Source organism: Streptosporangium sp. DT93, assembly GCF_049844535.1.
Taxonomy (GTDB): domain Bacteria; phylum Actinomycetota; class Actinomycetes; order Streptosporangiales; family Streptosporangiaceae; genus Streptosporangium.
Genome location: NZ_JBNCLF010000023.1, coordinates 51,227 through 73,405 on the forward strand (window position 1 = coordinate 51,227; position 22,179 = coordinate 73,405).

At 73.5% G+C, this 22,179-nt stretch carries 20 protein-coding genes; all 20 read right to left on the reverse strand.

Annotation, left to right across the window (positions count from 1 at the left end):
- Window positions 1-22: 22 nt before the first annotated feature.
- The gene (locus tag ACLQ2R_RS34060) at window positions 23-862 is read right to left on the reverse strand and encodes an HpcH/HpaI aldolase/citrate lyase family protein (RefSeq protein ID WP_425965527.1); all 840 of its coding nucleotides are present in this window, start codon (window positions 860-862) and stop codon (window positions 23-25) included.
- Window positions 859-2,325 carry a dihydroorotase gene (locus tag ACLQ2R_RS34065; RefSeq protein WP_425965528.1) on the reverse strand — a complete coding sequence of 489 codons (1,467 nt, stop codon included), beginning with the start codon at window positions 2,323-2,325 and terminating at the stop codon, window positions 859-861. Before ACLQ2R_RS34065 ends, ACLQ2R_RS34060 begins: the two co-directional genes overlap by 4 nt.
- A complete protein-coding gene (locus tag ACLQ2R_RS34070) occupies window positions 2,312-3,748 on the reverse strand; it encodes an MmgE/PrpD family protein (RefSeq protein ID WP_425965529.1) in 1,437 nt (478 codons plus the stop codon). Before ACLQ2R_RS34070 ends, ACLQ2R_RS34065 begins: the two co-directional genes overlap by 14 nt.
- Entirely contained in the window at window positions 3,741-4,580 is an 840-nt protein-coding gene (locus tag ACLQ2R_RS34075) for a cyclase family protein (protein WP_425965530.1), read from the reverse strand. The genes ACLQ2R_RS34070 and ACLQ2R_RS34075 overlap by 8 nt, the downstream gene beginning before the upstream one ends.
- Window positions 4,581-4,630: 50 nt before the next feature.
- A complete protein-coding gene (locus ACLQ2R_RS34080; protein ID WP_425965531.1) occupies window positions 4,631-5,824 on the reverse strand; it encodes a CaiB/BaiF CoA transferase family protein in 1,194 nt (397 codons plus the stop codon).
- A gap of 67 nt (window positions 5,825-5,891) precedes the next feature.
- Window positions 5,892-7,511 (reverse strand): FAD-dependent oxidoreductase, encoded by a 1,620-nt coding sequence (locus ACLQ2R_RS34085; RefSeq protein ID WP_425965532.1) that lies wholly within the window; start codon window positions 7,509-7,511, stop codon window positions 5,892-5,894.
- Window positions 7,511-8,686 carry a CynX/NimT family MFS transporter gene (locus ACLQ2R_RS34090; RefSeq protein ID WP_425965533.1) on the reverse strand — a complete coding sequence of 392 codons (1,176 nt, stop codon included), beginning with the start codon at window positions 8,684-8,686 and terminating at the stop codon, window positions 7,511-7,513. Before ACLQ2R_RS34090 ends, ACLQ2R_RS34085 begins: the two co-directional genes overlap by 1 nt.
- A 2-nt stretch (window positions 8,687-8,688) precedes the next feature.
- A complete protein-coding gene (locus tag ACLQ2R_RS34095) occupies window positions 8,689-9,036 on the reverse strand; it encodes a hypothetical protein (RefSeq protein ID WP_425965534.1) in 348 nt (115 codons plus the stop codon).
- A 74-nt stretch (window positions 9,037-9,110) separates the two neighbouring features.
- Window positions 9,111-11,021, reverse strand: a complete 1,911-nt coding sequence (locus tag ACLQ2R_RS34100) for an NAD(P)-binding protein (protein ID WP_425965535.1) — start codon at window positions 11,019-11,021, stop codon at window positions 9,111-9,113.
- A complete protein-coding gene (locus ACLQ2R_RS34105; RefSeq protein ID WP_425965536.1) occupies window positions 11,014-11,583 on the reverse strand; it encodes a nuclear transport factor 2 family protein in 570 nt (189 codons plus the stop codon). Before ACLQ2R_RS34105 ends, ACLQ2R_RS34100 begins: the two co-directional genes overlap by 8 nt.
- Window positions 11,580-12,053 (reverse strand): (2Fe-2S)-binding protein, encoded by a 474-nt coding sequence (locus tag ACLQ2R_RS34110; RefSeq protein ID WP_425965537.1) that lies wholly within the window; start codon window positions 12,051-12,053, stop codon window positions 11,580-11,582. The genes ACLQ2R_RS34105 and ACLQ2R_RS34110 overlap by 4 nt, the downstream gene beginning before the upstream one ends.
- On the reverse strand, window positions 12,050-12,904 hold the full coding sequence (locus ACLQ2R_RS34115) for an FAD binding domain-containing protein (RefSeq protein ID WP_425965538.1): 855 nt from the start codon (window positions 12,902-12,904) through the stop codon (window positions 12,050-12,052). The genes ACLQ2R_RS34110 and ACLQ2R_RS34115 overlap by 4 nt, the downstream gene beginning before the upstream one ends.
- The gene (locus tag ACLQ2R_RS34120; protein WP_425965539.1) at window positions 12,901-15,264 is read right to left on the reverse strand and encodes a xanthine dehydrogenase family protein molybdopterin-binding subunit; all 2,364 of its coding nucleotides are present in this window, start codon (window positions 15,262-15,264) and stop codon (window positions 12,901-12,903) included. The genes ACLQ2R_RS34115 and ACLQ2R_RS34120 overlap by 4 nt, the downstream gene beginning before the upstream one ends.
- Window positions 15,261-15,836, reverse strand: coding sequence for an ureidoglycolate lyase (locus ACLQ2R_RS34125; RefSeq protein WP_425965540.1), 576 nt, complete (start codon window positions 15,834-15,836; stop codon window positions 15,261-15,263). The genes ACLQ2R_RS34120 and ACLQ2R_RS34125 overlap by 4 nt, the downstream gene beginning before the upstream one ends.
- The gene (locus ACLQ2R_RS34130; protein ID WP_425965541.1) at window positions 15,830-17,224 is read right to left on the reverse strand and encodes an MmgE/PrpD family protein; all 1,395 of its coding nucleotides are present in this window, start codon (window positions 17,222-17,224) and stop codon (window positions 15,830-15,832) included. Before ACLQ2R_RS34130 ends, ACLQ2R_RS34125 begins: the two co-directional genes overlap by 7 nt.
- Complete coding sequence (locus tag ACLQ2R_RS34135; RefSeq protein WP_425965542.1) at window positions 17,224-18,033, reverse strand: ABC transporter ATP-binding protein; 810 nt, start codon at window positions 18,031-18,033, stop codon at window positions 17,224-17,226. Before ACLQ2R_RS34135 ends, ACLQ2R_RS34130 begins: the two co-directional genes overlap by 1 nt.
- Window positions 18,023-18,793 (reverse strand): hypothetical protein, encoded by a 771-nt coding sequence (locus tag ACLQ2R_RS34140; RefSeq protein ID WP_425965543.1) that lies wholly within the window; start codon window positions 18,791-18,793, stop codon window positions 18,023-18,025. Before ACLQ2R_RS34140 ends, ACLQ2R_RS34135 begins: the two co-directional genes overlap by 11 nt.
- The gene (locus ACLQ2R_RS34145; RefSeq protein WP_425965544.1) at window positions 18,793-20,235 is read right to left on the reverse strand and encodes an FAD-dependent oxidoreductase; all 1,443 of its coding nucleotides are present in this window, start codon (window positions 20,233-20,235) and stop codon (window positions 18,793-18,795) included. The genes ACLQ2R_RS34140 and ACLQ2R_RS34145 overlap by 1 nt, the downstream gene beginning before the upstream one ends.
- A 13-nt stretch (window positions 20,236-20,248) precedes the next feature.
- Entirely contained in the window at window positions 20,249-21,301 is a 1,053-nt protein-coding gene (locus ACLQ2R_RS34150) for an ABC transporter substrate-binding protein (protein ID WP_425965545.1), read from the reverse strand.
- Window positions 21,302-21,316: 15 nt separating this feature from the next.
- Window positions 21,317-22,156 carry an ABC transporter permease gene (locus ACLQ2R_RS34155; protein WP_425965546.1) on the reverse strand — a complete coding sequence of 280 codons (840 nt, stop codon included), beginning with the start codon at window positions 22,154-22,156 and terminating at the stop codon, window positions 21,317-21,319.
- Window positions 22,157-22,179 lie beyond the last annotated feature (23 nt).

The window sequence follows — 22,179 nt, forward strand, 5'->3', positions numbered from 1 at the left end:
GCGCGGCCGACGCCCCGGCCGCTCACGGGTGGGCGACCCTCCCGGCACGTCCGATCACCTCGTGCGCGCTCCGGGCGACCGCCGCGTCGATGAACCGGCCCCGGGCGTCCAGCGCGACGCCGCCCGCCCCGGCCAGGCGGCGGACGAGGTCGCGGGCCTCCTCCACCTCCCCGGGCGACGGGGTGAAGACCTCGTTGATCAGCGGGAGCTGGCGGGGCGACAAGGCGGTGCGGGCCCGGAACCCCTGCCGGAGCAGGACCCGGGTGCCCGCCGCCAGCGTCTCCGTGTCGCGGACGGCGGTCTCGACCGGGCCGACCGGCGGCAGGATGGCCGCCGCCGCCGACGCGACGACGATCCGGGACCGGATCGGCCAGAGTTCCTCCCGCCCCGGGCCGGGGCGCAGCCCCAGTTCACCGGCCAGGTCGGCCTCCCCCACGCCGAGCCGGATCACCCGGGGCGAGGCGGCGATCCGTTCGGCCTGGACGACCCCGGCGGCCGACTCGATCAGCGCGAGCAGCGCGAACGTGCCCGGTGCGAGACCGTGCGCCGCCTCGGCCCCGGTGAGCAGGGCGTCGGCGATCTCCAGAAGAGCGGGTTCGGCCTTCGGGACCACGATCCCCGTCAGTCCGGGCACGGCCACCGCCGTGACGTCCGCCTCCGGGGTGCCGGCGTTGACGCGCACCCAGACCTCGCCGGTCAGTGCCGAGAGCGCGGCGGCGGCGTTCGCGCGGGCGGCGGCCTTCGCGCCGGGCGCGACCGCGTCCTCCAGGTCGAGGATCAGCGCGTCGGCCCCGCACCCGGCGGCCTTGGCGAGCTTGTCCTGCTGGTCCGCGGGGACGTAGAGGTAGCTGCGCGGGGTCATGCGCCGGTCGGCCGGGCCAGGTAGCGGCCCCGCGGGTCGCCGGTGACCTTGCCGTCGTCGAGCACCCGGTGGCCGCGCAGGAACGTGTCGGTGACCCGGGCGGTGAGCGCGAAGCCCTCGAAGGGCGTGTACTCCTGCGCCGACTCCGAGTCGGCCGCGCGCACCGTCCAGTCGGCGTCGGGGTCGACCAGGCAGAGGTCGGCGTCCAGCCCCTCGGCGATGGCGCCCTTGGTGCGCAGGCCGAACCGCCGGGCGGGGTTCCACGACAGCAGGCGGGCGATCTCGCCGTAACCGAGGCCGCGCCTGGAGCCCTCGGTGACCAGGCCGGGCAGCAGGTACTCGGCGCCGCCGAAGCCCGACCTGGCGACGAAGACGTCCTCGCGGGGGTCGCCGAACTTCTGCTCGTCGCGGCAGCAGGCGTGGTCGCTGACGACCCAGTCGACCTTGCCGTCGAGCACGTGGCCCCACAGGGCCTCGACGTCCTCGCGGGGGCGCAGCGGCGGGTTGACCTTGCCGCCGATGCCGCTCGCGGTGGTGATGTCGGCCAGCAGGTGGCCGACGGTGACCTCACGGCGGAAGTCGATGTGCGGGAACGCCTCGGCCATGCGCAGGGCGGCGTCCATGGCCTTGGCCGACGACAGGTGCAGCAGGTTGATCGTCGGCAGGCCGGTCTCGTGGGCGAGGTAGGAGGCGACGCTGACGGCCAGGCCCTCGGAGTGGGGCGGGCGGGAGGCGCTGTAGGCGGCCAGCCCGGTGAGCGTGCCCTCCTCCTCGACCATCTTCGTGTACGCCGTCATGATCTCGGCCGTCTCGCAGTGCAGTGACAGGGAGATCTCCTCGGCACGGTCGGGGAACCGCCGCCGGGCGTCCTGGACGCCGCGCATGACGAACTCGAAGTGGGCGACGTCGTAGCGCTCGTCCGGCGGGATCATCAGGAAGGAGTTCTGGTCGGCCGAGCGGCCGTGCAGGCCGTGGCTGCCGTAGAACATGAACACCTTGAACGAGGTGACGCCGTGGTCGCCGATCAGCGACGGGATCTCCTCGATGTGACGGCGCGTCATCGGGGCCAGGTGGAAGGCGTAGTCGACGTAGGCCCTGCCGTGGGAGGCGGCGAGCACCTCGGGGAAGACCTCGGCGTACTCGCCGCCCTTGTTGAGGTAGTACTGCCCGGTGCGCATGTACGTCAGGGCGGAGGTCACGCCGCCCTGCGCGCAGGCGCGGCTCTCGGTCTCGGTGTCGGTGGCGAGCGGGTTGTAGATGCCCCAGTGCTGGTGGGCGTCCACGACGCCGGGGAACGCCAGCCGCCCGCCGCCGTCGACCACCGTGCGGCCCTGGGCCGGGTCGATGCCGGCCGCGACGCGGGCGATCCGCCCGTCGAGCACCGCGATGTCGGCGTCCGCTGGCTCGGCCCGGTCGTGGTGGACGACCCGGACGTTCTTGATGATCAGATCAAACGAGGTCACGGGGGACTCCTTCGAGGTGGGTGAGCGGGCGCAGCACGCCGGCGACGCCGGGGAGCCGGTCGAGCGCGAGTACCTGGTCGCGGACGGTCCGCGCGGTCTCGTCGGCCAGGCGGCCGGAGACGTTCTCACGGAACTTGCGCGACAGCTCGGCGTCGGTGAGCGGCCGGGCCGGGCCGCCCCGGTTGGCCAGCACCTCCTCGGTCCACTCGCGGCCGTCGTCGGTGCGCACCCGGACCACGGCGGGGAACTGGTGGGGGTAGATCGCGTCGCAGCGTTCGTCGGCGACGACGTCGACCTTCGCCATCAGGGCCCTTCGCCCCGGGTCCCTGGCGAGGTCGTCGGTGAAGTCGTCCAGGCCGACGCCGAGGCCGGAGCCGCCGACGAGCCCCGCGACCAGCGCGTAGGGGCCGCTGAACTGGGCCTGGTAGCCGGTCTCCGGGGCGCGCTTGCCGTCGATCGGCTGGCCGATCGTGCGGATCACCGCGTGGGGCACCCGGAGTTCGATGCGCTCGATCCGGTCGAGCGGCAGGCCACGCGCGCGCAGCGCCAGCCCGGCGTCGATGGCGGTGTGGGTGAAGTGGTTGGCCGGATAGGGCTTGAAGAAGATGCCCGGTACCGCCCACCGGTCACCGAGCCCGTCGAGCACCTGCGACAGGTCGGTCTTGTCGTCGCGGATGAACGCCTCGAAGAAACCGAAACGGCCCTCCAGCACGGTCGGCGGGCCGGTGAAGCCCCGCCCGACCAGCGACGCGGCGGTGACGGCCGAATGGGCGGCCCAGCCGCAGTGGAGCCGTTTGACGGTGCCGCCGGTGCGGTTGGCCTCGATGATGCCCGAGGCGAACGAGGCGGCGACGCCCAGCGCGTTGCGCACGCCGTCCTCGCCCAGGCCCATGAGCAGGGCCGCCGCGGCGGCGCCGCCCATCGTGCCGCAGATGGAGGTGGCGTGCTGGCCGTGTTCGAAGAAGACCGAGTTGCCGAGCTTCGTGTCGTAGCCGGCCATGCCGAGCCGGACGGTGATCTCCAGCCCGGCCGCGATCGCCGCGACCGTGTCGGCCCCCGAGGCCCCCGAGGCCTGGGCGGCGGCCAGCGCGGCCGGGATCACCGTGGCGCTCGGGTGCAGCACCGAGGGAAGGTGGGTGTCGTCGTAGTCGAGCGAGTGCGCCAGCACGCCGTTCGCGAACGCGGCCTGCGCGGCGGGCAGCGCCTGGGCGATCCCGACGGCGTACGCCTCGGGCCGTCCGCCCTGGTCGGCGACGTAGCCGCAGGCGGCCTCGCTGGTCGGCAGCCGGTAGGCGGCCACGCACAGTCCGAGCACGTCGAGCACCCGCTGCCGCACGCTGGCGACCACGTCGGCGGGGGGCGGCCCGGACAGGGTGGCGGCGGCGAACCGGCCCAGCTCGGCCGCGAGGATCGGCTCATCCACGGCCCACCACCGCCAGGGGGCGGACCGGAGAGCCGGTGGCGCCGAAGATGGGCAGCGGGGCCAGCACGAACGTGAACTCGTGCACTCCGGCGGCGGCCAGTCCCTCCAGGTCGAGCGTCTCGATGATGTAGACGCCGCGCTCGACCAGCAGCACCCGGTGGGCCGGCAGCGCGCTGTGGCCGCTGCCGGGTCCCAGGCACTCGAAGGCGATCGTGTCGGCGCCCGCCGCGTGGACTCCCCGGTCGGCCAGCCAGGTCGCGCCGGCCTCACCGACTCCCGGCACGCCCGAGTCGCGGCCGACGTAGACGTCGCGGTCGGGGTCGCCGAAGAGGCGGCCCCAGCCGCTGCGGACCAGCACCACGTCCCCGGCGGTCACGGGGGTGCCCTGTGTGGCGGCCGTCATCTCCAGGTGGCCGGGGGTGATCTCGAAACCGGGCTCGCAGCCCGCGGGGACGCCGAGGGCGGCGGGCACGTCGAGCAGCACGCCGCGCCGCACCATGGGGGCGATCGTGTGCGCCCCGAGCTCGGCGAACCGGCCGCCGACGCCGGCCGCCCGGGCGTCGGAGCCGTCGATGAGGCGGCCGTCCTGGGAGACGTGGGCGAAGGCGTCGATGTGGGTGCCGACGTGGGTGCCCATGGTGATCATGTCGTTGGCGGCGGAGCCGCCGTCGGCACGGACCATGTCGCCGTGGCGGCGGGGCAGCGCGTGCCAGAAGGGGGGGTGGTTCGGTGACTGCGGCATGCCGATGGTCAGCGGACGGCCCAGGTCGTAGATGCCGACCCCGTCGCGGACCGCCTGCAGCAGCGGGTCTGTGGTAGCGGCGCCGCTCACGTCGCCTCGCCTTCCGTTTCCGGTCCTCACGCCGGTGGTCCCGGCGCCTGTCATGCGATCACCTTGCGTTCACGCAGGTCCGCGGCCGTGTCGGCGTCGAGGCCGAGCTCCCGCAGGATCGCGTCGGTGTCGGCGCCCGGGCGCCGGCCGGTGAAGCGGATCCGCCCGGGGGCGCCGGGCATCCGCCACATCACGTTGTGCATCAGCACCGAGCCCAGTTCGTCGTCGGGGACGCGGGTGAGCATGCCGGTGCCGGTCACGTGGGGGTCCTCGGTGAGGTCGCGGGCGTCGTACACGGGTGCGACGGCGGCGCCGGCCCGTTCGAACTCGGCCATCACCTCCTCGCGGGTGCGTCCAGCGATCCAGCCGCCGAGGTGGGCGTCGAGCAGGTCGGCGTGGGCCGCCCGCTGCCGCCCGGACGCGAACCACGGTTCGGCGATCACCTCGGGGTGGCCGACCAGCGTCATCACCCGTTCGGCGATGCTCTGGGCGCTGGTGGAGACCGCGACCCAGCGGCCGTCCTTGCAGCGGTAGGTGTTGCGCGGGGAGTTGTTGCCCGACCGGTTGCCCTGGCGGTGGCCGACGACGCCGAGCTGGTCGTAGACGGTGGCCTGGGGGCCGACCGCGGTCATGATCGGTTCGAGGAGGTTGATGTCGACGACCTGGCCCCGGCCGGTCCGCTCCCGGGCCCAGAGCGCCATCATGGTCGCCGAGCTGGCCGCGATGCCGCAGATACTGTCGGCCAGCCCGAAGGCCGGGAGGGTCGGCGGGCCGCCGGCCTCGCCCGTGAGGTGGGCGAAGCCGCTCATCGCCTCGGCGAGGGTGCCGAACCCGGGGCGGGCGGCGTAGGGCCCCTCCTGCCCGAAGCCGGTGATCCGGACGATCACCAGGGCGGGGTTGACCTCGTGGAGCGCCTGCGGGCCGACGCCCCAGCGTTCGAGGGTGCCCGGCCGGAAGTTCTCCACGACGACGTCGGCCGTCCTGGCCAGTTCGAGGAACAGCCGTGCGCCCTCCGGAACGGAAAGGCTCAGCCCGATCGTGCGCTTGTTGCGCGAGATCTCCTTCCACCAGAGCGGGACGCCCTCCTTGGAGGGGCCGTGCCCGCGCATGCCGTCCCCGGCGGAGGGGTGCTCGACCTTCACGACCTCGGCGCCTTGGTCTCCGAGGATCTGGCAGCACAGTGGTCCGGCGAGGATGGTCGACGCGTCGATCACCCGCAGACCCGTCAGAGGCCCGTCTTCCACGATCACTCCTTGTTCCGCTATAGCGAACGCCGGTCCGCTCAGAGAGTATGTCAGGGGGTGTGCGCGGTCAATGTCGCGCTCCTTCTCCGAGCGCCGCCCCGATGGCGTACGCGCGGGCCACGGCGACGGCCAGGGAGGTGCCACCGCCCGGGTAGTGGTCGCCGAGGACGGTCGCGGCGACGTTGCCGGCGGCGAACAGGCCCTCCACGGGGGTGCCGTCACGGGTGAGGACCCGTCCGTGGTCGTCGGTGACCACACCGCCGCAGGTGCCCAGGGTTCCGGCGACGACCGGGATCGCGGTGAACGGCCCCTCGGCCAGCGGCGCCAGGGACGCCGGAGCGCGCCCGAACCGCCGGTCGGCGCCCGCGACGGCGCCGGCGTTGAACTCCGCGATCGTCTCGGCCAGGGCCTCCGCGTCGATGTCGCAGGCACGGGCCAGTTCACGCGGCGTCGGGCGGGTGATCGCCCAGGAGGGGGTGCCGCCGGGAGGGGTCCCCGCGACCGGGTACCGGGCGCGGTGGCCGGCGTCGTACACGAACCAGGCGGGCACGTGCCGGGGCGCTCCGGTGGCGGGGTCGGTCTCGCGGAACACCTTCGTCAGGTCGTGGTAGTTGCCCGCCTCGTCGGCGAACCGGCGGCCCGAGCCGTCGACCATGATCGAGCCGGGCCGGGTCAGTTCCCCGGCGGCGAGCCGCCCGGTGGGCAGCCCCTCGTAGCGGACCTCGGGGTCACAGAAGACCGGCACCCCCCACGACGCGGTCAGGTCCGTCACCGCCGCCCCGGAACGCAGCGCCATGAGCAGGCCGTCCCCCTCGTTGCCCGGGGCCCCGATCGGGGTCAGCCGGGAGGGCAGGAACGCCCGCTGCAGCGCCGGGTCCCATTCGAAGCCGCCGCTGGCCAGCACGACCGCCCGGCGCGCGGTGACGCGGCCGAGGTGTTCGAGGGTCAGGTCCCACGAGTGGCCCGACCGCTCCAGGCCGACGGCGCGGGCGCCCAGCAGGAAGTCCACGCCACGGGCGCGGGCCGAGACGGCCAGCGCCCCGGCCAGCGCCCCGCCCATCGTGCGCGTCCCCCGTTCGCGGCGGTCGCGGTCGATCGCGGCCAGGTCGGCTCCGCCGTCCTGCTCCCGTTCCGCCATGGTGAGCCAGGGCAGATAGGTGGGCGGCCGGAGCAGACCCTCCAGTCCCGGGTACGCGGCGACGTCGAACGGCCGGTTGTCCAGGGCCCGCCCCCCGCGCCGGGCACCGGGCAGGTCGGCCCGGTAGTCGGGGCGTTCCAGGGCGAACAGATCCACGTGGGTCTCGTCGCACAGGTAGCGCACGGCCTCCTCGACGGTGCGCAGGAACCACTCGATGCGGGCCCGTGGCACGCTCCCCCGGGTGACCGCGACGAGGTGGCGCAGCGCGCTGCCGCCCTGCCCGGCGTCGGTCGCGTCGTCGCCGGCGTCGTCGGTTACGTCGGCGTCGGCTTCGGCGTCGGCGTCGGCGTCGGCGAGGTGGTTGCCGGGCGCCCAGATCACGCCTCCCGACACGGCGGTGGTGCCGCCGAGCACGGCGGCTCGTTCGACGACGAGGACGCGGTGGCCGGCGTCGGCGGCCCGGCAGGCCGCGGTCAGCCCGGCCGCGCCGCTGCCGACGATCAGCACGTCGCACGACGCCGGCGGCCGTTCGAGGGTGGTGAAGTTCATCAGGTCGCCTTCCATACGGCCCGGTTGACCAGCACGAGCAGTGCGGCCAGCCCGCAGAACGCCGCCGCCAGCAACCAGCCGGCGGCGTATGAGTGGTAGTGCGCCGCCGCCCCCACGAGCAGCGGCCCGAGGATGCCCCCGGCCGCGCCGCCCGACTGCACGACGCCGGTCGCGGCGCCCGGCATGGCGGCGTAGGTCTCGGCCACGGTGAGGGCGACCAGGCCGGTCCAGCCCCAGCCCGCGCCGCAGGCCACCAGCGTGCCGACCAGGAACAGTCCCCGCTCACCGGGGACGAACAGCAGGAACCCGGCCGCGCCGCACGCCATCATCACGGCGACCGTGAGGCGGCCGTACCGGGTCCGGCCCAGGGTCAGCCGCACGGCGATGACGACCGCGCTGCTGACGGCCAGGGCCAGGCCCGCGGTGGACGGGGACAGGCCGAGCGTGACGCCGTAGTCCACGAAGAACGTGCTCAGCGCGGTGGCGGCGGCCGAGCCGAGCAGGAACGCGCCGGTGATCAGCAGCAGCGGCGCCAACGGCGTCAGCGGCACCCGTGGCACCCGTGGCACCCGTTGCGTCCGCTGCGTCCGTGCGGAACGTTCCACCGGGGCCGCGGCCACCGGGCCGGGCACCCGCACCAGCAGCAGCGCGGTGACCGCGACGCCGCCCACCAGGAAGACCAGCCGCCAGTGCATGACCGCGGTCAGCAACGGCAGCGCCAGCCCGGCGACCAGCGTCGAGGCCGGGATCGACGACCGTTCGAACCCGAACGCCATCGGCCGCCGCGCCGCCCGCACGTTGTCGACGATCAGCACGGTGCCGATGGGGGCGCCGATGGCGGAGCCGATCCCGCCCACGGCCAGCGAGACCATCAGGCCGGGCCACGACCCGCCGAACACCGCCACCCCGGCCAGGCAGGCACCGGTCAGGACGGCCGACAACCGCAGGGCGCGGCGCGAGCCGATCCGATCGGCGATCCGGCCACCCGGGGACATGGCGACCGCGCCGACGGCGTAGAAGACGCTGACGGTCAGGCCGAGCCCCGCGCTGTCGAGGCCGAGGTCGTTCCGGATCGCCACGCCCAGCGTGCCCACCAGGTAGGCGGGGTACATGTAGGTCATGCCGAGCAGCACGGCCAGGGCGACCGCCCGGCGCGATGCCGGCAGGCCGCTCACCCTCAGATTTCGTCCGCGTAGGTGATGTTCACGTCCGTACGCCAGCCGGTGGACTCGTCCTGTCCCCACCTGGCCCGCCAGCGGGCGGCGTGCTCGAGGATGACCGGGTCGCCGAAGTGCAGCTTCCCCTCGGCGTGGAAGGCGTCGAGGTCGTCGACGAACATGAGGTCGAAGTGCCGGAACCACTCCTCGCCCCGGACGTTCTCCCTGACCACGAAGTTCGCGTAGTCCTGGATGCCGGGGTTCTGGCGGAACGCGGGGTAGTCCACCGAGCGGGTGAAGTCGGCGTACTCGGTCAGGTCGGATCCGGGCCGGATGTTGTAGGTGAGCATCACCAGTTTGCGCGCCATGGCGGCGTCTCCTTCGTTCGTGTGTCGTTTTCCCAGGGCGGGGGTTCACGGGGCAGGGGTTCACGGGCGGGGCTTCACAGGGCACGGGCGAGGGCGTGGCCCTCGTACATGGCTTCGAGCAGGGATCGGGGCGCCAGCGCGTCGCCGATGACGTGCACGGCCGGGCCGCTGCCCGCCAGGTCGGCGGCCAGGGTGTCGAGCGCGTCGGGAGGGTCGAGTTCGATCACGTCGGTGACCCCGTGGATCACGGTCTCGGCCGAGACGAGGGACGAGCGCACCACGGCCCGCCCGTCGCCGAACTCGGCGACGGCGCCGGTCCAGATGTCGACGCCGAGGGCTCGCAGCCGTTCGAGCGCGGTCATCCGGCTGTACTCGGTGACCCCCCACAGCGGGGACGTCGCCGGGGTGACCACGTGCACCGTCCCGCCGGACGCGGCGATGGTCTCGGCGACGGACGCGCAGGTCCAGGCGCCCTCCCGGTCGACCACGACGACGGTCCTCCCCCGCCAGGAGCGGCGTTCGAAGGCGTCCAGGGGGCGGCGGCGGGCCGACCCGGTGGCGATCACCACGACGTCGGGGCCGGCCGCGAGCACCTCCGGGGCGCTCACCTCCGTACCGGTCCTGACGGTGACCCCGAGCCTTTCCAGCGCGTGCTCCTCGTAGAGGCGCAACAGGTCGAGTTCGTGCCGTCCGCTCCCCCGCCGCCCGGTCCGTACCTGGCCGCCGAGGTCGTCGTCCCGTTCCCACAGGCTCACCCGGTGGCCGCGTTCGGCGGCGACCCTGGCGGTCTCCATTCCCGCGGGGCCGCCGCCGACGACGAGCACCGTCCTGGCCGGGGTCGCGGGGGGCGGGACGGGCGGCCATTCGGCCTCGCGTCCCACGGCGGGATTCATCATGCAGGTGATGGCGCGGTGCCCGGCGATCTCGCCGATGCAGAAGTTGCACGACACGCAGGGCCGTACCTCGTCCTCGCGGCCCCGGGCCGTCTTGGCGAGCAGGTGGGGGTCGGCGATGTGGGCGCGGGTCATCGCGACGGCCGCGATCCGGCCGCCGGCCAGGGCCCGTTCGGCGTCGCCGACGGTGACGAACCGGCAGGCCGCCAGTACCGGCACGTCGCCGGCGACCTCGGCGATCGCGAGCGCCTCGGGCAGGTAGGGGGCGCGGCCCTCGCTCATGTCGGCGACGTGGTGGCCGATGGAGGGCACCGTGTAGGAGGCGATCGACACGTCGAGGAACGCGATCGGCCGGGTCCGGGACAGGAGTTCGGCGATGCGCCGCCCGGCGGCGAGGTCCTGTCCGCCGGGCAGCAGTTCGTCGGCGCTCATCCGGACCCCCACCGGCACCGACGACCCGACCGCCTCCAGCACGTCGTCGAGCACCTCCAGCGGGAAGCGCAACCGGTTCTCCTCGGTGCCGCCGTAGGCGTCGGTCCGCGTGTTGGCGGCCGGGGAGATGAACTGGTGCAGCAGGTGCCCGTGGCCGAAGTGCACCTCGATCCCCTGGAATCCGGCCTCCACCGCCAGCAGTGCCGCCGCGACGTAGGCCCGGCGCACCTCGCTCCTGTCGGCGGCGGTCATCACGTGCGGGACCGGCCCGGTGGTGTGCCAGGGCACGGCGCTGGGTCCCCACGACGCGGTCCGCCGGAAGACGTTGTCGCTGTGGCGCCCGGTGTGGGTGATCTGGGTGAAGACCGCGGCGCCCTCGTCGCGTACGGCGGTGACGATGTCGGCCAGGCCCGGCAGGGCGGCCCGGGAGGCGCCCAGCCCGCCCGCGCGGCCCAGGCTCGTGTCGTGCACGCGCAACGGCTCGGTGACGATCAGCCCGGCCCCGCCCCGGGCGCGTTCCCGGTGGTAGGCGACGTGGCGGGCGGTCGGCAGGAAATCCACGCCGAAGTTGGTGGTGTGGGCCGACACGAAGACGCGGTTGCGCAGGGTCAGGCCCCCCAGGCGCAGGGGCGCGAACACGTGCGGGTAGCGCTCAGCCATCCCGGCGCTCCCGCACGGTGACCGTGACGGCCGCGGTCGCGGTCGCGGAGCGGCGCACCACCGTCGCCGCCGTCGCCGCCGCCGTCGTCGCGGCCGGGCGCCACCGGGGGTCGAGCTCGCCGGCGGTACGGGCCCGGAGCACGCCGCTGATCTCCAGGTCGTTCCACACCCGCTGTTCGACGATCCGGCCCGCGCGCAGCCGGAACCGGTCCACGTAGCGCACGCCGTCGTAGCGCACGCCCTGGTTGTTCTCGCCGAACAGGGTGCCCATCGACCAGACGACGACGTCCCCGCCGGGTTCGGTGAACGCCTCGTACTCGGTGCGGTGTTTGTCGACGTGCCGGTAGCGGCCGGCCGAGGCGACGGCCAGGTCGCGCAGGGAGGCGTGACGGCGGTCGCCGGGAAAGATCATCACGGCGCCGGGGGCCAGGTGGGTCCCGGCCGACTCCAGGTCGCCCCGGCCGATCGCCCCCAGGAAGTCCTCGACGATCGCGACGGCCGCGTCGGTGACGCCGGGGGCGTCGGGGGCGTCGGGGGCGTCGGGGGCGTCGGTGGCGGTCACGGGGTCTCCCTCATCCGGTCGGCGGCGCAGCGGATCGAGCGCACGACGGCGGCGTAGCCGGTGCAGCGGCACAGGTTGCCGTTGACGGCCTCGACGATCGCGGCGTCGTCGGGATCGGGGTCGTTCTCCAGCAGCTCGCAGGCGGTGAGCAGCATGCCGGGCAGGCAGTAGCCGCACTGGAAGCCGAACTCGTCCCAGAACGCCTGCTGCACCGGGTGCAGCCCGTCGTCGCCCGCCAGGCCCTCGATCGTGACCAGGTCGGCGCCCTGCGCGCCGACCGCGAGCACCGAGCACGACTTGACGGTGGCGCCGTCGACGCGCACGGTGCAGGCGCCGCAGTCGCCGGTGAGGCAGCCGACATGGGTGCCGGTCAGCCGGAGGTTCTCGCGGACGGCGTGGACGAGCAGCGTGGAGGTCTCGACGTCGATCTCCCGCACCCGGCCGTTCACGGTCAGTGTGACCCTGGTCATGACGCGTCTCCTTCCTGGATGGCCCGCAGGGCGACCACGGGCGCGACCCGGCGGCGGTAGTCGCCGCCCGCGAGCACGTCGCTCCACGGGTCGGTGAGCACCCGCCCGACCGCCTCGCGCACATGATCGGGATCGCCTGACTCGAGGTGCACCAGCAGCGGCGTGGCCGCGACCCCGCCGAGGGCGAGCCGCAGCGCTCCGCCGGGCAGGCGCACGCAGGCCGCCGTGGCGACGGGCCAGCTGCTCTCGGCGAGCTTGAGCTTGTGGTAGCCGAAGACCTGCCCGGACGGGCCGGGCAGCACGAGCGCCGCCAGCACCTCGCCGGGCGCTCGCGCGGTGGTGAAGGCTCCGGTGTAGAAGTCGGCCGCCGCGACCTCCCGGACCCCGGCGGCCGAGACCAGCCGCAGCCCCGCTCCGAGGGCCACCAGCACGGCCGGGATCTCGGAGGAGGGGTTGGCGTAGCAGGCCGACCCGCCGACGGTGCCCCTGTTGCGGATCTGCGGGCCGCCGGTGATGCCGCCCGCGACCCGCCGCAGCGCCGGCACCGGTTCGCCGCCGCGCAGGAGCTGGGTGTAGGTGGTCATCGCTCCCACGACCACGTCCCCGGTGTCCCCGGTGTCCCCGGTGTCCCCGGTGTCCCCGGTGTCCCCGCCGGTCCGGGAGATCCCCGACAGGCCGGCCCGCGACAGGTCGACGACGACGTCCGCCGAGATCCGGCCGTGGGTCAGGTCGGGCACGACCATCGTGCCGCCGCCCACGACCACGACGTCGTGCCCGGACGGCGCGGCCAGCGCGGCCACGACCCCGTCGAGGTCGGCAGGGGCGTGGTAGGCGAAGTTCCGTGTGATCATTTCGAGCGGGCCCGTTCGATGAGGTCGAGCACGACGGGCGCGGACAGCGGCACCTGCGTGACGGTGACGCCGAAGGGCGCCAGCGCGTCCTCGATCGCGTTGGCCAGCGCCGCCTGCGCGCCGCCGACCCCGGCCTCGCCCGCGCCCTTGTTGCCGTACATGGTGAAGGGGCTCGGGGTGACCTGGTGTTCGAGGCGGACCGCCGGCAGGTCCCCGGCGCGGGGCAGCAGGTAGGACTTGAAGCGGTCGCTGAGCAGCCGGCCCTCCTCGTCGTAGACGAGTTCCTCGGTCAGTGCCGCGCCCAGGCCCATCGCGATCGCGCCGTGTGCCTGCCCCCGGACCAGGGCGGGGTTGATGACGACGCCGCAGTCGTGGGCCATCACGAAGTCGAGCGGTGTGGTCAGGCCGGTGTCGGGGTCGACCTCGACGACGGCGGCGTGCAGGCAGCTGGAGTAGGTGGGGTAGGGCTGGATGCGTCCGCGTTCGTCCGGGACGTGGTTGATGTTGCCCGGTTTGAAGGCGCGGGTGGCCTCCAGGACGGGTTCGACCTCGGAGGCCACGGCGAACGCGCGGGTCGTCACGGCGGCGGCGACGTCGGGCACCGGCACCGACCGCTCCGGTTCGGCCGTGACCCGCACCACGCCGCCGGTCACCTCGACCTCGTCGCGGTGGACGCCCATCATGCGGGCGCCGACCGCGGCGAGTTTGGCCCGTACGTCGCGGGCGGCCAGTGCGGCCGACCCTCCGCCGACGACCATGCCGCGCCCGCTGAAGTTGCCGAACCCGCTCGGGCACCGGTCGGTGTCGCCCTGGACGACCCGGATCCAGCTCAGCGGCACGCCGAGCTCGTCGCAGACGATCTGCGCGATGGCGGTGTCGTTGCCGCCGCCGGGACTGGTCACCCCGGTCAGCACGGTGACGCCGCCGCTCATGTTCATGCGGACCGTGCTCACGTCGAACCCGGAGACGAAGGTGCCGGGCCCGTCGGCCGACTCGGGCGTCAGCTCGAAGGCCAGCCCGATCCCCAGGTAGCGGCCCTGGGCGCGCAGCTCGCTCCGGCGCTCCCGCAGGGCGTCGTAGTCCAGGGCCTTGAGGACCTTGTCGAGCAGGCCGGGGAAGTCGCCGCTGTCGATGTTCAGGCCGGTCGCGGTACGGAACGGGAACCGGTCCGGCGGGATGAGGTTGACCCGCCGCACGTGCGCCGGGTCGGCGCCGAGACCGCGGGCCACCAGGTCGACGATGCGTTCCATGACGAAGTGGGCGCCGTCCTTGCCGAAGCCGCGGGCGGCGTTCAGCGGCGGCTTGTTGGTCGCCACCACGTGGAGTTCGGCCTCGACGTTCGGCACGAGGTAGCCGGAGGCCAGCGTGGTGGCCGACATGTTGGGCATCGCCCAGCCGGGCTGGGCCGTCACCGCGCCCGCGTTGGCGACGATCCGGTCCCTGACGGCGACGATGCGCCCGTCGCGCGTGGCCCCGACGGTGACGCGGTGCACCTGCTCGCGGGCACCGGCCAGGAAGCACTCGCGGCGGTCCTCGATCCACTTCACCGGCGCGCCGGTGAGCCTGCTGAGCAGGCAGACCAGGGTCTCCTCCGGGTGGCCCTGCATCTTCAGCCCGAAACTGCCGCCGACCCGGGCGGTGACGACCCTGATCCGGGTCTCGTCGAGGCCGAGGCTGCGGGAGAGCATCCAGCGAAGCTGGTGGGGGTTCTGGACGGAGCCGTGCAGGGTCAGCGACTCGTCGAAGGCGTCCCAGGAGGCCAGGTAGCCGCGCGGCTCGATGGGCGCGGTGGTGCTGCGGCCGATGCGGATCGTCTCGGTGACGACCAGGTCGGCCGTTTCGAGGGCGGCGCCGACGTCGCCGGTGCCGTAGTGGTTGTGCAGGATGACGTTGTCGGGCCAGTCGTCGTACAGCCGGGGCGCGCCGGGCAGCAGCGCGGCGTCGGCGTCGAGCACGTGGGGCAGGCGCTCGTAGCCGACCTCGACCAGCGCGGCCGCGGCCTCGGCCTCGCGGCGGGTACGGGCGACCACGGCGGCGACGGCCTGCCCGGCGTGCACCACCTTCCCCACGGCCAGGCAGCGCACCTCGGCGCGGCGTCCGCCCCGGGCGGCCGGGTCGATGAAGTGCGGGATCGGCGCGGTGTGGCGGGCCGCCCGCTCTCCGGTGAGCACCAGCTCGACGCCGGGGGCGCGCTCGGCCAGGGAGGTGTCGACGCCGGTGATGCGCGCGTGCGCGACGTCGCCGCGGACGACGACGGCGTGCAGCATGCCGGGCAGGACGTGGTCGTCGACGAACCGGCCGCGCCCGGTCAGCAGGGCCTCTCCGTCCGCCTTGCGGACCGAGGCGCCGATGGCCCTCACGGCAGCCGGACCCTGACCCGCTGGCCCGTGCGGTGGAACGGGTTGCGTTTCTCGACGTCGAGCTCGTCGAGCTCGCCGTTCTCGTCGAGGCGGCGCTGCAGGCCCCGGGTCAGCCGTTCGTGGCTGGTGATCAGGAAGAGCTGGCCGTCGACGGAGGGGAACGGCGGTTCGTGCCAGGTGCCCCGGTAGAGGTTGATCGACACGTCACCAGGCACCACGAACGCCTTGACCTGGTCGAGCGGGGGGAACCCGTCCTCCAGCGGCACGCCGGGCGGGGCGACGACGGCGACGTAGGGGTGGCCGCCGAGCGGGATCATCGTCTGGGTCATCTCGACGTGGCGTTCCAGGTAGCGCAGGTCCTCGCCCCGCAGGCCGACGCGGAACACCAGGAACTCCGGCGGGGTGTCGGAGTCGAGCCGGACCGGCCCGTGCACGGCGTTCCTCCCGGAGTAGAAGTCGATCGGCAGCCGGGGGGTGGCCTCCAGCGACATCACCTCCCCGTAGGGGGCGAAGTCGGCGGCCGTGAGCGGCTGAGGGGTGATGACGTGTTGCGGGCTGTCGGCGCTCAGCACGGGTGTCCTCCTGTCGTGATCGCGATCAGGGCGCGTACGGGGGTGTCGGACGCCGTCAGGATCAGTTCGGCGGCGCGGCCGGCGGCCTTCTCCCCGGCGACGGGAACGGCCGAGCCCCGGTACTTGCCGAGCAGTTCCTCGCCGGTCAGCGGGTTGCGGCTGTCGCCGGCGGGCAGGTCGATCTGGCGGGTGTGCACGCCCGTGAGGGTCGTGACGGTGACGCGGGTCGCGGTGTACTCCGGATAGCGCGCGTCGAGGTCGGGGGCGACCCGGATGCGGACCGAGGCGGCCACCCGGTGGACGAGCGGATCGCCGGTGCGCTCGGGGGCGTACTGGGCGGCGGTGACGTCGCGGTCGGCGAGGGCGACGGCCGCCACGTAGGGCAGGCTCAGCGTGCACGGCACCACCGAGGCACCCGCGGGGCGGTCGACCAGGACTTTTGCGACGTCGTAGGTCTCGACGTCGACGGCGGTCACCTCGGCCACGTCGAGGTCGTGCTCGGCGGCGAGTTCGGCGCACGCCTGGGCGGCGCCGTGGGTGTGGCGGCACCCGGCGAAACGCTTCTGGTGGACCTCCAGGATCGTCCACTCCCGGCCCAGGCCGCCGGTCAGGCGGGGGTCCTCACGGTCGCCGCGGAACAGGGCGACCAGTCCCCTGGGGTGTTCGACGACCTCGTCCCAGCCGGTGAGACCTGCCTGGGCGTGCAGGGCGCCCTCGACCCCGGCGCGGGCGATCTGCCCGGCGAACGCGGGCTTCACGGTGAACCCGGCGAAGATCGCCTCGATCATGACGGCGGGCACGAAGAACCCGGCGGCGCCGACAGCCGAGACGATCCCGTCCTCGTCGAGGCCCAGCAGCCTGGCGCACCCGGCGGCGGCGCCGTACCCGGCGGCCACCGGGAACCATCCGGCGACGGTCGCGCCGGGGTGCATGACCCGGCCGATCCGGTTGGCCACCTCGTAGGCCGCCACCGTCGCCGTCAGCAGCGCGCGCAGATCGGCGTCGCGGGACTCGGCCACCGCCAGCAGCGCCGGAAGGGCGTGGGAGGGGTGGAATCCGCCGAAGCGGTACCCGTCCTGGTGTTCCAGGACGTCGGCCGCGCACCCGTTCGCGTAGGCGGCGTCCGCCGCGGTGGTGGCGAAACCGGCGCCGAGCACGGTCGCCTCGGGGGTGCCGCCCCGGGCGCGGACCAGCTCGGTGACGGTGGCCGCCTCCGGGATCCGGCCTCCCGCCAGCGCCGCCCCGAAGAAGTCGAGCAGCAGGTGGCGGGCCTTGAGGACCACCGGTTCGGGCAGGTCCTCGAAGGTCAGCTCCGCCACGAAGCGGGCCAGCGCGCGGGTCGCCCCCCGCGCCGGGCCACCGGCCGGGGTGTCCGCCGGGCCGGCCATCAGATCTCACCGAGCTGGGAGCGCAGGTGCTGGACGATCTCCCCGAACAGGGGCGACTTGACGATGTCGAGCGACCTCGGGCGGGGAAAGTCGATCTCCACGACGTCCTGGATGCGTCCGGGCCGCTGCGACAGCAGCACCACCCGGTCGGCCAGGAAGACCGCCTCGGAGATGGAGTGGGTGACCAGCACGGTCGTCTTGCCGGTGTCCATCCACAGCTGCTGGAGCATGGAGTTCATCCGGTCGCGCGTCATCGCGTCGAGGGCGCCGAAGGGTTCGTCCATGAGCAGGATCGACGGCCGGTGGATCAGCGCCCGCGCGATGGCGACCCGCTGCTGCATGCCGCCGGAGAGCGCCCGCGGGAGGTGCTCCAGGAAGTCCGTCAGGCCCATCGTCTCGGCGAGTTCCTCGGCCCGCCGGCGGCGCTCCTTGCGGCCGACGCCCTTGCCCTCCAGCGGAAGGGCGATGTTCTTCCAGACCTTGCGCCACGGCATCAGCGTCGACTGCTGGAAGACGAAGCCGAGCGAGCCGAGCGCCTCCCCCGACGGGCGGTCGTCGCCCTCGGGGTACAGGAGCCGGTCGCCGATGGTGATGGTGCCCTCGGTGGGCATGATGAGCCCGCCGAGCATCCGCAGGAGCGTCGTCTTGCCGCACCCCGAGGGGCCCAGCAGGACGACGAACTCGCGGGGCTTGATCTCCAGGTCGGTCGGGGTGAGGGCGCGGACCGGCCCGGCGTCGGTGGTGTACTCCTTGCCGACGCCCTTGATCGAGATGGCCGCGCCGCCGCCGGGGGTGGGGTCAGCGGACATACGCACGCTCCGAGAGCTCGTCCCAGGTGTCGCCGGGTCCGGGGGCGCGGTACTCGGTGGTCGGCGCCGCGTCGGAGCGGATGAACGACATCGTCCCGCCGCGCGAGTAGAGCGGGCCGTGGAAGACGCCCGGGGAACGGAAGAAGTAGCCGCCTTCCCGGATCACCCCGAGCGGCCCCATCAGCACGTCGCCGTAGATCTTGAACGACTCCTCGTAGACCGGGTGGGCCTCGGCCATGGGCGACTTCCAGCCGGGCAGCATCGCGGCGAGGTAGACGTGGACGTCGCCGTCGGAGCGCAACGTCTTCGACATCGCCCCGGCCTCCAGCCGCACCTCACCGCTCCACCCGGCCGGCACCCACTCCTGCCGTTCGGTGGTGATCCTCAGGAGCGGTTCACCCGAGCCGGTGCCCGGGGCCAGACCGGGCTCGCCCCAGAATCCGGCGTAAAGGGTCAGGCCGCGTACCGAGGCCACCAGGTCGATCGCGCTGCCCGGCCGGGCGTGAACGTAGTCGCCGGTGCGCAGGGGCTCCCCGTCGAGCAGCCCCTCCCCCGCGATCACGAACAGGTCCACCCCGGCCGGCAGCACGCCGCGGTGGCGGCCGGTCAGCCGGTGGATCGCGGTCTCCGCGCCCGTCGCGGCGTCGCGGCTCAGCAGGCGCTTGCGCCCGCCCTGCGCCGCGCCGAACGCCCCGTCCGCGACGGACTGCCACGGCACGTCCTGGCTCTGGATGAAGTCGACGTCAGGCCTGTTCCACATCACATACTCCCTGGGTCGGTGGTGACGCCGGCCGCCCGGCGTCCGAGCATCCGGCCGAACCCGAGGGCGGGGGTGACGCTCATCCCGCTCACGAACGACCTGCCGGACAAGGTGCTGCCGCCGATGACCTCGCCGGCGGCCCACAGGTTCGCGAACGGGCCCTCGGGCCCGAGGACGCGCAACCGGCCGTCGACGGCCAGGCCGGCGGGGCTCTTCAGCGTGGTGCCGTGGTTGAGGACGGCGTAGTACGGGGGTTCGGCGATCGGCGCGGGCAGGTGGACCCGGCCGAGGGGGTCGGCGCCCGAGGCGACGGCCGCGTTGTAGAGCGCCACGGTGCCGTTCAGGCGTCCGGGGTCCATCCCGGCGGCCCGCGCCAGTTCCGTCAGGTCGCCCGCCGCGACGAACGACGGGTGGCCCTCGAAGGCCCGGTCGAGACCGGCGTCGTCCCAGGTGGGGAACAGCGCCGGGGCCGACCGGCGGATCGCGGCGTCGTACACCACCCAGAACCTCAGGCCGGGCTGGGCCAGCAGGGCGTTCTCGCGGTCGTCGACGCTCGGGGCGTCCTCGGCGACGAACCGCTCGCCGCGGGTGTTCACGTGGATCTCCCACGGGGGCCGCGACTGCGGGGTGAGGGCCGGGTAGTCGTCCAGTCCCACCGTCTCCCACGTACTGCCCTCCCGCAGCACCCCGCCGTAGGTGGGGAGGAAGCGTTCCTGGCCGCGCACCCGGCCACCGGCGGCGACGGCGGCCATGAGGCCGGAGCCCGCGGCGTCCGGCGAGGCCGGCCCGGCGAGCGGTGCCCCCGAGGTGAGCCGGGGGAACAGCTCGGGGTTGCCCGCGTAGCCGCCGCTGGTGAGGATCACGTTCTCCGCGTCGACGTCCTGGAACGCTCCATCACGGTCCCGGATCGTCACGCCTGCCACCCTGCCGGGTCCCGCCACCCGGAACGCGACCAGTTCGGCGCCGTACTCCATGGTCACCGAACCCGCGCACGCCCTCTCGAACGCCGGCAGCAGCACCTCCAGCACCGACCGGCCCCCGTCGCGTCCCCAGTAGGTGCGCGGCAGCAGGTAGGGCTCGTGGAAGTGCAGCACCGCCGGGGCGTCGGGGTGCATGTCGAAGCCCGAGGCCATCAGCCATTCGATCGTCGCGGGCGCGTGGTCCACCGCGAGGCGGACCAGGTGCGGGTCGGCGGTGTTCCTGCTGATCCGCATGACGTCGTCGAAGTGCAGGTCGGGGCTGTCATCGATGCCCCTGGCCCGCTGCAGGGCGGTGCCGCCCGCCGACAGCTGCGCCCAGGACCGCCACAGGGTGCCGCCCGGCCGGTCGCCCTTCTCGACGACCGTGACCCGCAGGCCGTGCGCCGCGGCCTCGATCGCGGCCGGCAACCCGGCGGTGCCGGCGCCGACCACCACGAGGTCGGCGGTCGTGGTGCGCTGCATCAGGAGAGGCCCTTCACACGGAGGTGATGAACGTGGTGTCGATGAAGTCGGTGACCGGCCGCGCGGTGTCCTTGATGATCCCGGACTTGCGCATCAGCTCGATCCCGCTCTCCCAGACGGCGGTGTCCATCGACAGGAAGTCGCCGCTCTTGGGGGTGCTGACCTTGACCTCGGCGGCGACCTTCGCGGTGGCCAGGGCCTTGTCGGAGACCTCGATCTCGTTGAGCACGCCCACGGCCTCCAGCACCTTGTCGATGTTGGCGGTGTCGGACATGAACTTCCACGCCTTGCGGCAGGCCCGCAGGAAACCGGTGATCGCCTCGGCCTCGGCCTTCGCGGTCTCCGTGGTGACGAAGTAGGAGTCACCGGGAAGCGGCGCGAACAGGTCGGTGTTCAGGTAGTTCAGCTCGACGCCGCGCTGCCGCAGGGCCGTCTCGGAACCGATGAAGGTGATGAAGCCGTCCACCTCGCCCCGGTTGAGGAACTCCAGCGAGCCGACGTCGGCACCGGTGACGACCTTCCTGACCTTCGTGGGGTCGAGTCCCGCGGCGACCGACATGGCGTCGAGCAGCAACTCGGTGGTGCCGCCCTTGGAGATGACGCCGATGGTCTTGCCCTGCCACTGCCCGGGTTCGGTCAGCGGCTTGCCCGGCAGGGACGCCACGCTGTACTGGCTGACCTGGTCCTTCTGGCCGATCGTGACGATCGGGGTGTCCTGGTCGGCGATCAGCGGGCAGGTGATGACGGCGGCGGCCTTGCCGAACATGGCCTGCTTGCCGGCCACCTGCGAGACGGAGCTGGCCGTGCCGGTGCCGCCGATCGACGTGATCAGCAGGCCCTCCTCGGCGAAGTACCCCTGGGCCTGGGCGACGTAGACGTCGGAGTGGGAGATGATGTGCTGGAACGGGGTCATGTAGACGAGGTTGCGCAGCTGCTGCCCGGAGGGGCCGGTGGTGGGGGCGGCCGCCCCGCCGGGCTCGCCCGACGAGCAGCCGATGACGAACTGGCTTCCGGCGGCGGTGGCGACGAGCAGCCCGGCCCCGCGGATGAACGTGCGGCGGTCCATGTGGGTGTTCCTGTTCTAGAGAGACGTGGGGCGGCCGGACGACTCGTGCCAGGGGATCGCGAACCTCCGGACGGCCGCGGTGACGGCGTAGAGGAGGAAACCGAGCACCGTCATCACGATCACGACCGCGAAGAGCATGTCGGTGCGGAGGCCGGCCAGCATCATCGTCGCGAGGGCGCCCAGGCCCTCGTCGCCACCGAGGTACTCGCCGACGACGGCGCCGGTGATGGCGAAGACGATGCCCAGCTCCACGCCGGTGAGCACGTAGGGCAGCGAGGACGGGATGTCCAGCGAGATCACGCGCTTCCACCAGGGTGCCTGGATGACGCGCATGAGATCGCGGTGACCGGGTTCGATCGACCGGATCCCGAGGATCGTGTTCTGCATCATCACGAAGAACGCGATGATCGCCGCCATGAAGATCTTGGAGGTGGTCCCGAAACCGAACCACAGCAGGAACAGCGGGACGATGGCCACCTTCGGTACGACCTGGGTGGCGATGAGGAACGGCGACAGGACCCGTTCCAGTTTGCGGGCCTTGCCGAGGACGATGCCCAGGGCCACCCCGACGACGGCGGCGAGGGCGAACCCGACCAGCGTCTCGTAGAGGGTGATCTTGATCGCCTCGTAGATGAGCGAGCCCTGCATCAGCTCGACCAGTGCCGTGCCGACCGTCTCGGGCGGGGGAAGCATCAGCTCCCCGACGCCGAACAGCACGGTGTAGGCCTTCCACACCACGATGAAGAGCAGCAGCAGCAGAGGCGTGGTGATCCACAGCATCAGCGAGGAATCGGTCCACTTACGCCGGGGGACGCGGGGTCGCGTCGCCTCCGAAGCGCTGACTGGCGTCGACATGCGCTGTCCTCCAGGCTTCCGGT

Coding starts and splice junctions, on each gene's coding strand:
- ACLQ2R_RS34140 (WP_425965543.1), bottom strand. CDS start 18,793: ATGTGGAACAGGCCTGACGTCGACTTCATCCAGAGCCAGGACGTGCCG.
- ACLQ2R_RS34100 (WP_425965535.1), bottom strand. CDS start 11,021: ATGGCTGAGCGCTACCCGCACGTGTTCGCGCCCCTGCGCCTGGGGGGC.
- ACLQ2R_RS34060 (WP_425965527.1), bottom strand. CDS start 862: ATGACCCCGCGCAGCTACCTCTACGTCCCCGCGGACCAGCAGGACAAG.
- ACLQ2R_RS34130 (WP_425965541.1), bottom strand. CDS start 17,224: ATGGCCGGCCCGGCGGACACCCCGGCCGGTGGCCCGGCGCGGGGGGCG.
- ACLQ2R_RS34150 (WP_425965545.1), bottom strand. CDS start 21,301: ATGGACCGCCGCACGTTCATCCGCGGGGCCGGGCTGCTCGTCGCCACC.
- ACLQ2R_RS34155 (WP_425965546.1), bottom strand. CDS start 22,156: ATGTCGACGCCAGTCAGCGCTTCGGAGGCGACGCGACCCCGCGTCCCC.
- ACLQ2R_RS34095 (WP_425965534.1), bottom strand. CDS start 9,036: ATGGCGCGCAAACTGGTGATGCTCACCTACAACATCCGGCCCGGATCC.
- ACLQ2R_RS34115 (WP_425965538.1), bottom strand. CDS start 12,904: ATGATCACACGGAACTTCGCCTACCACGCCCCTGCCGACCTCGACGGG.
- ACLQ2R_RS34085 (WP_425965532.1), bottom strand. CDS start 7,511: ATGAACTTCACCACCCTCGAACGGCCGCCGGCGTCGTGCGACGTGCTG.
- ACLQ2R_RS34145 (WP_425965544.1), bottom strand. CDS start 20,235: ATGCAGCGCACCACGACCGCCGACCTCGTGGTGGTCGGCGCCGGCACC.
- ACLQ2R_RS34110 (WP_425965537.1), bottom strand. CDS start 12,053: ATGACCAGGGTCACACTGACCGTGAACGGCCGGGTGCGGGAGATCGAC.
- ACLQ2R_RS34135 (WP_425965542.1), bottom strand. CDS start 18,033: ATGTCCGCTGACCCCACCCCCGGCGGCGGCGCGGCCATCTCGATCAAG.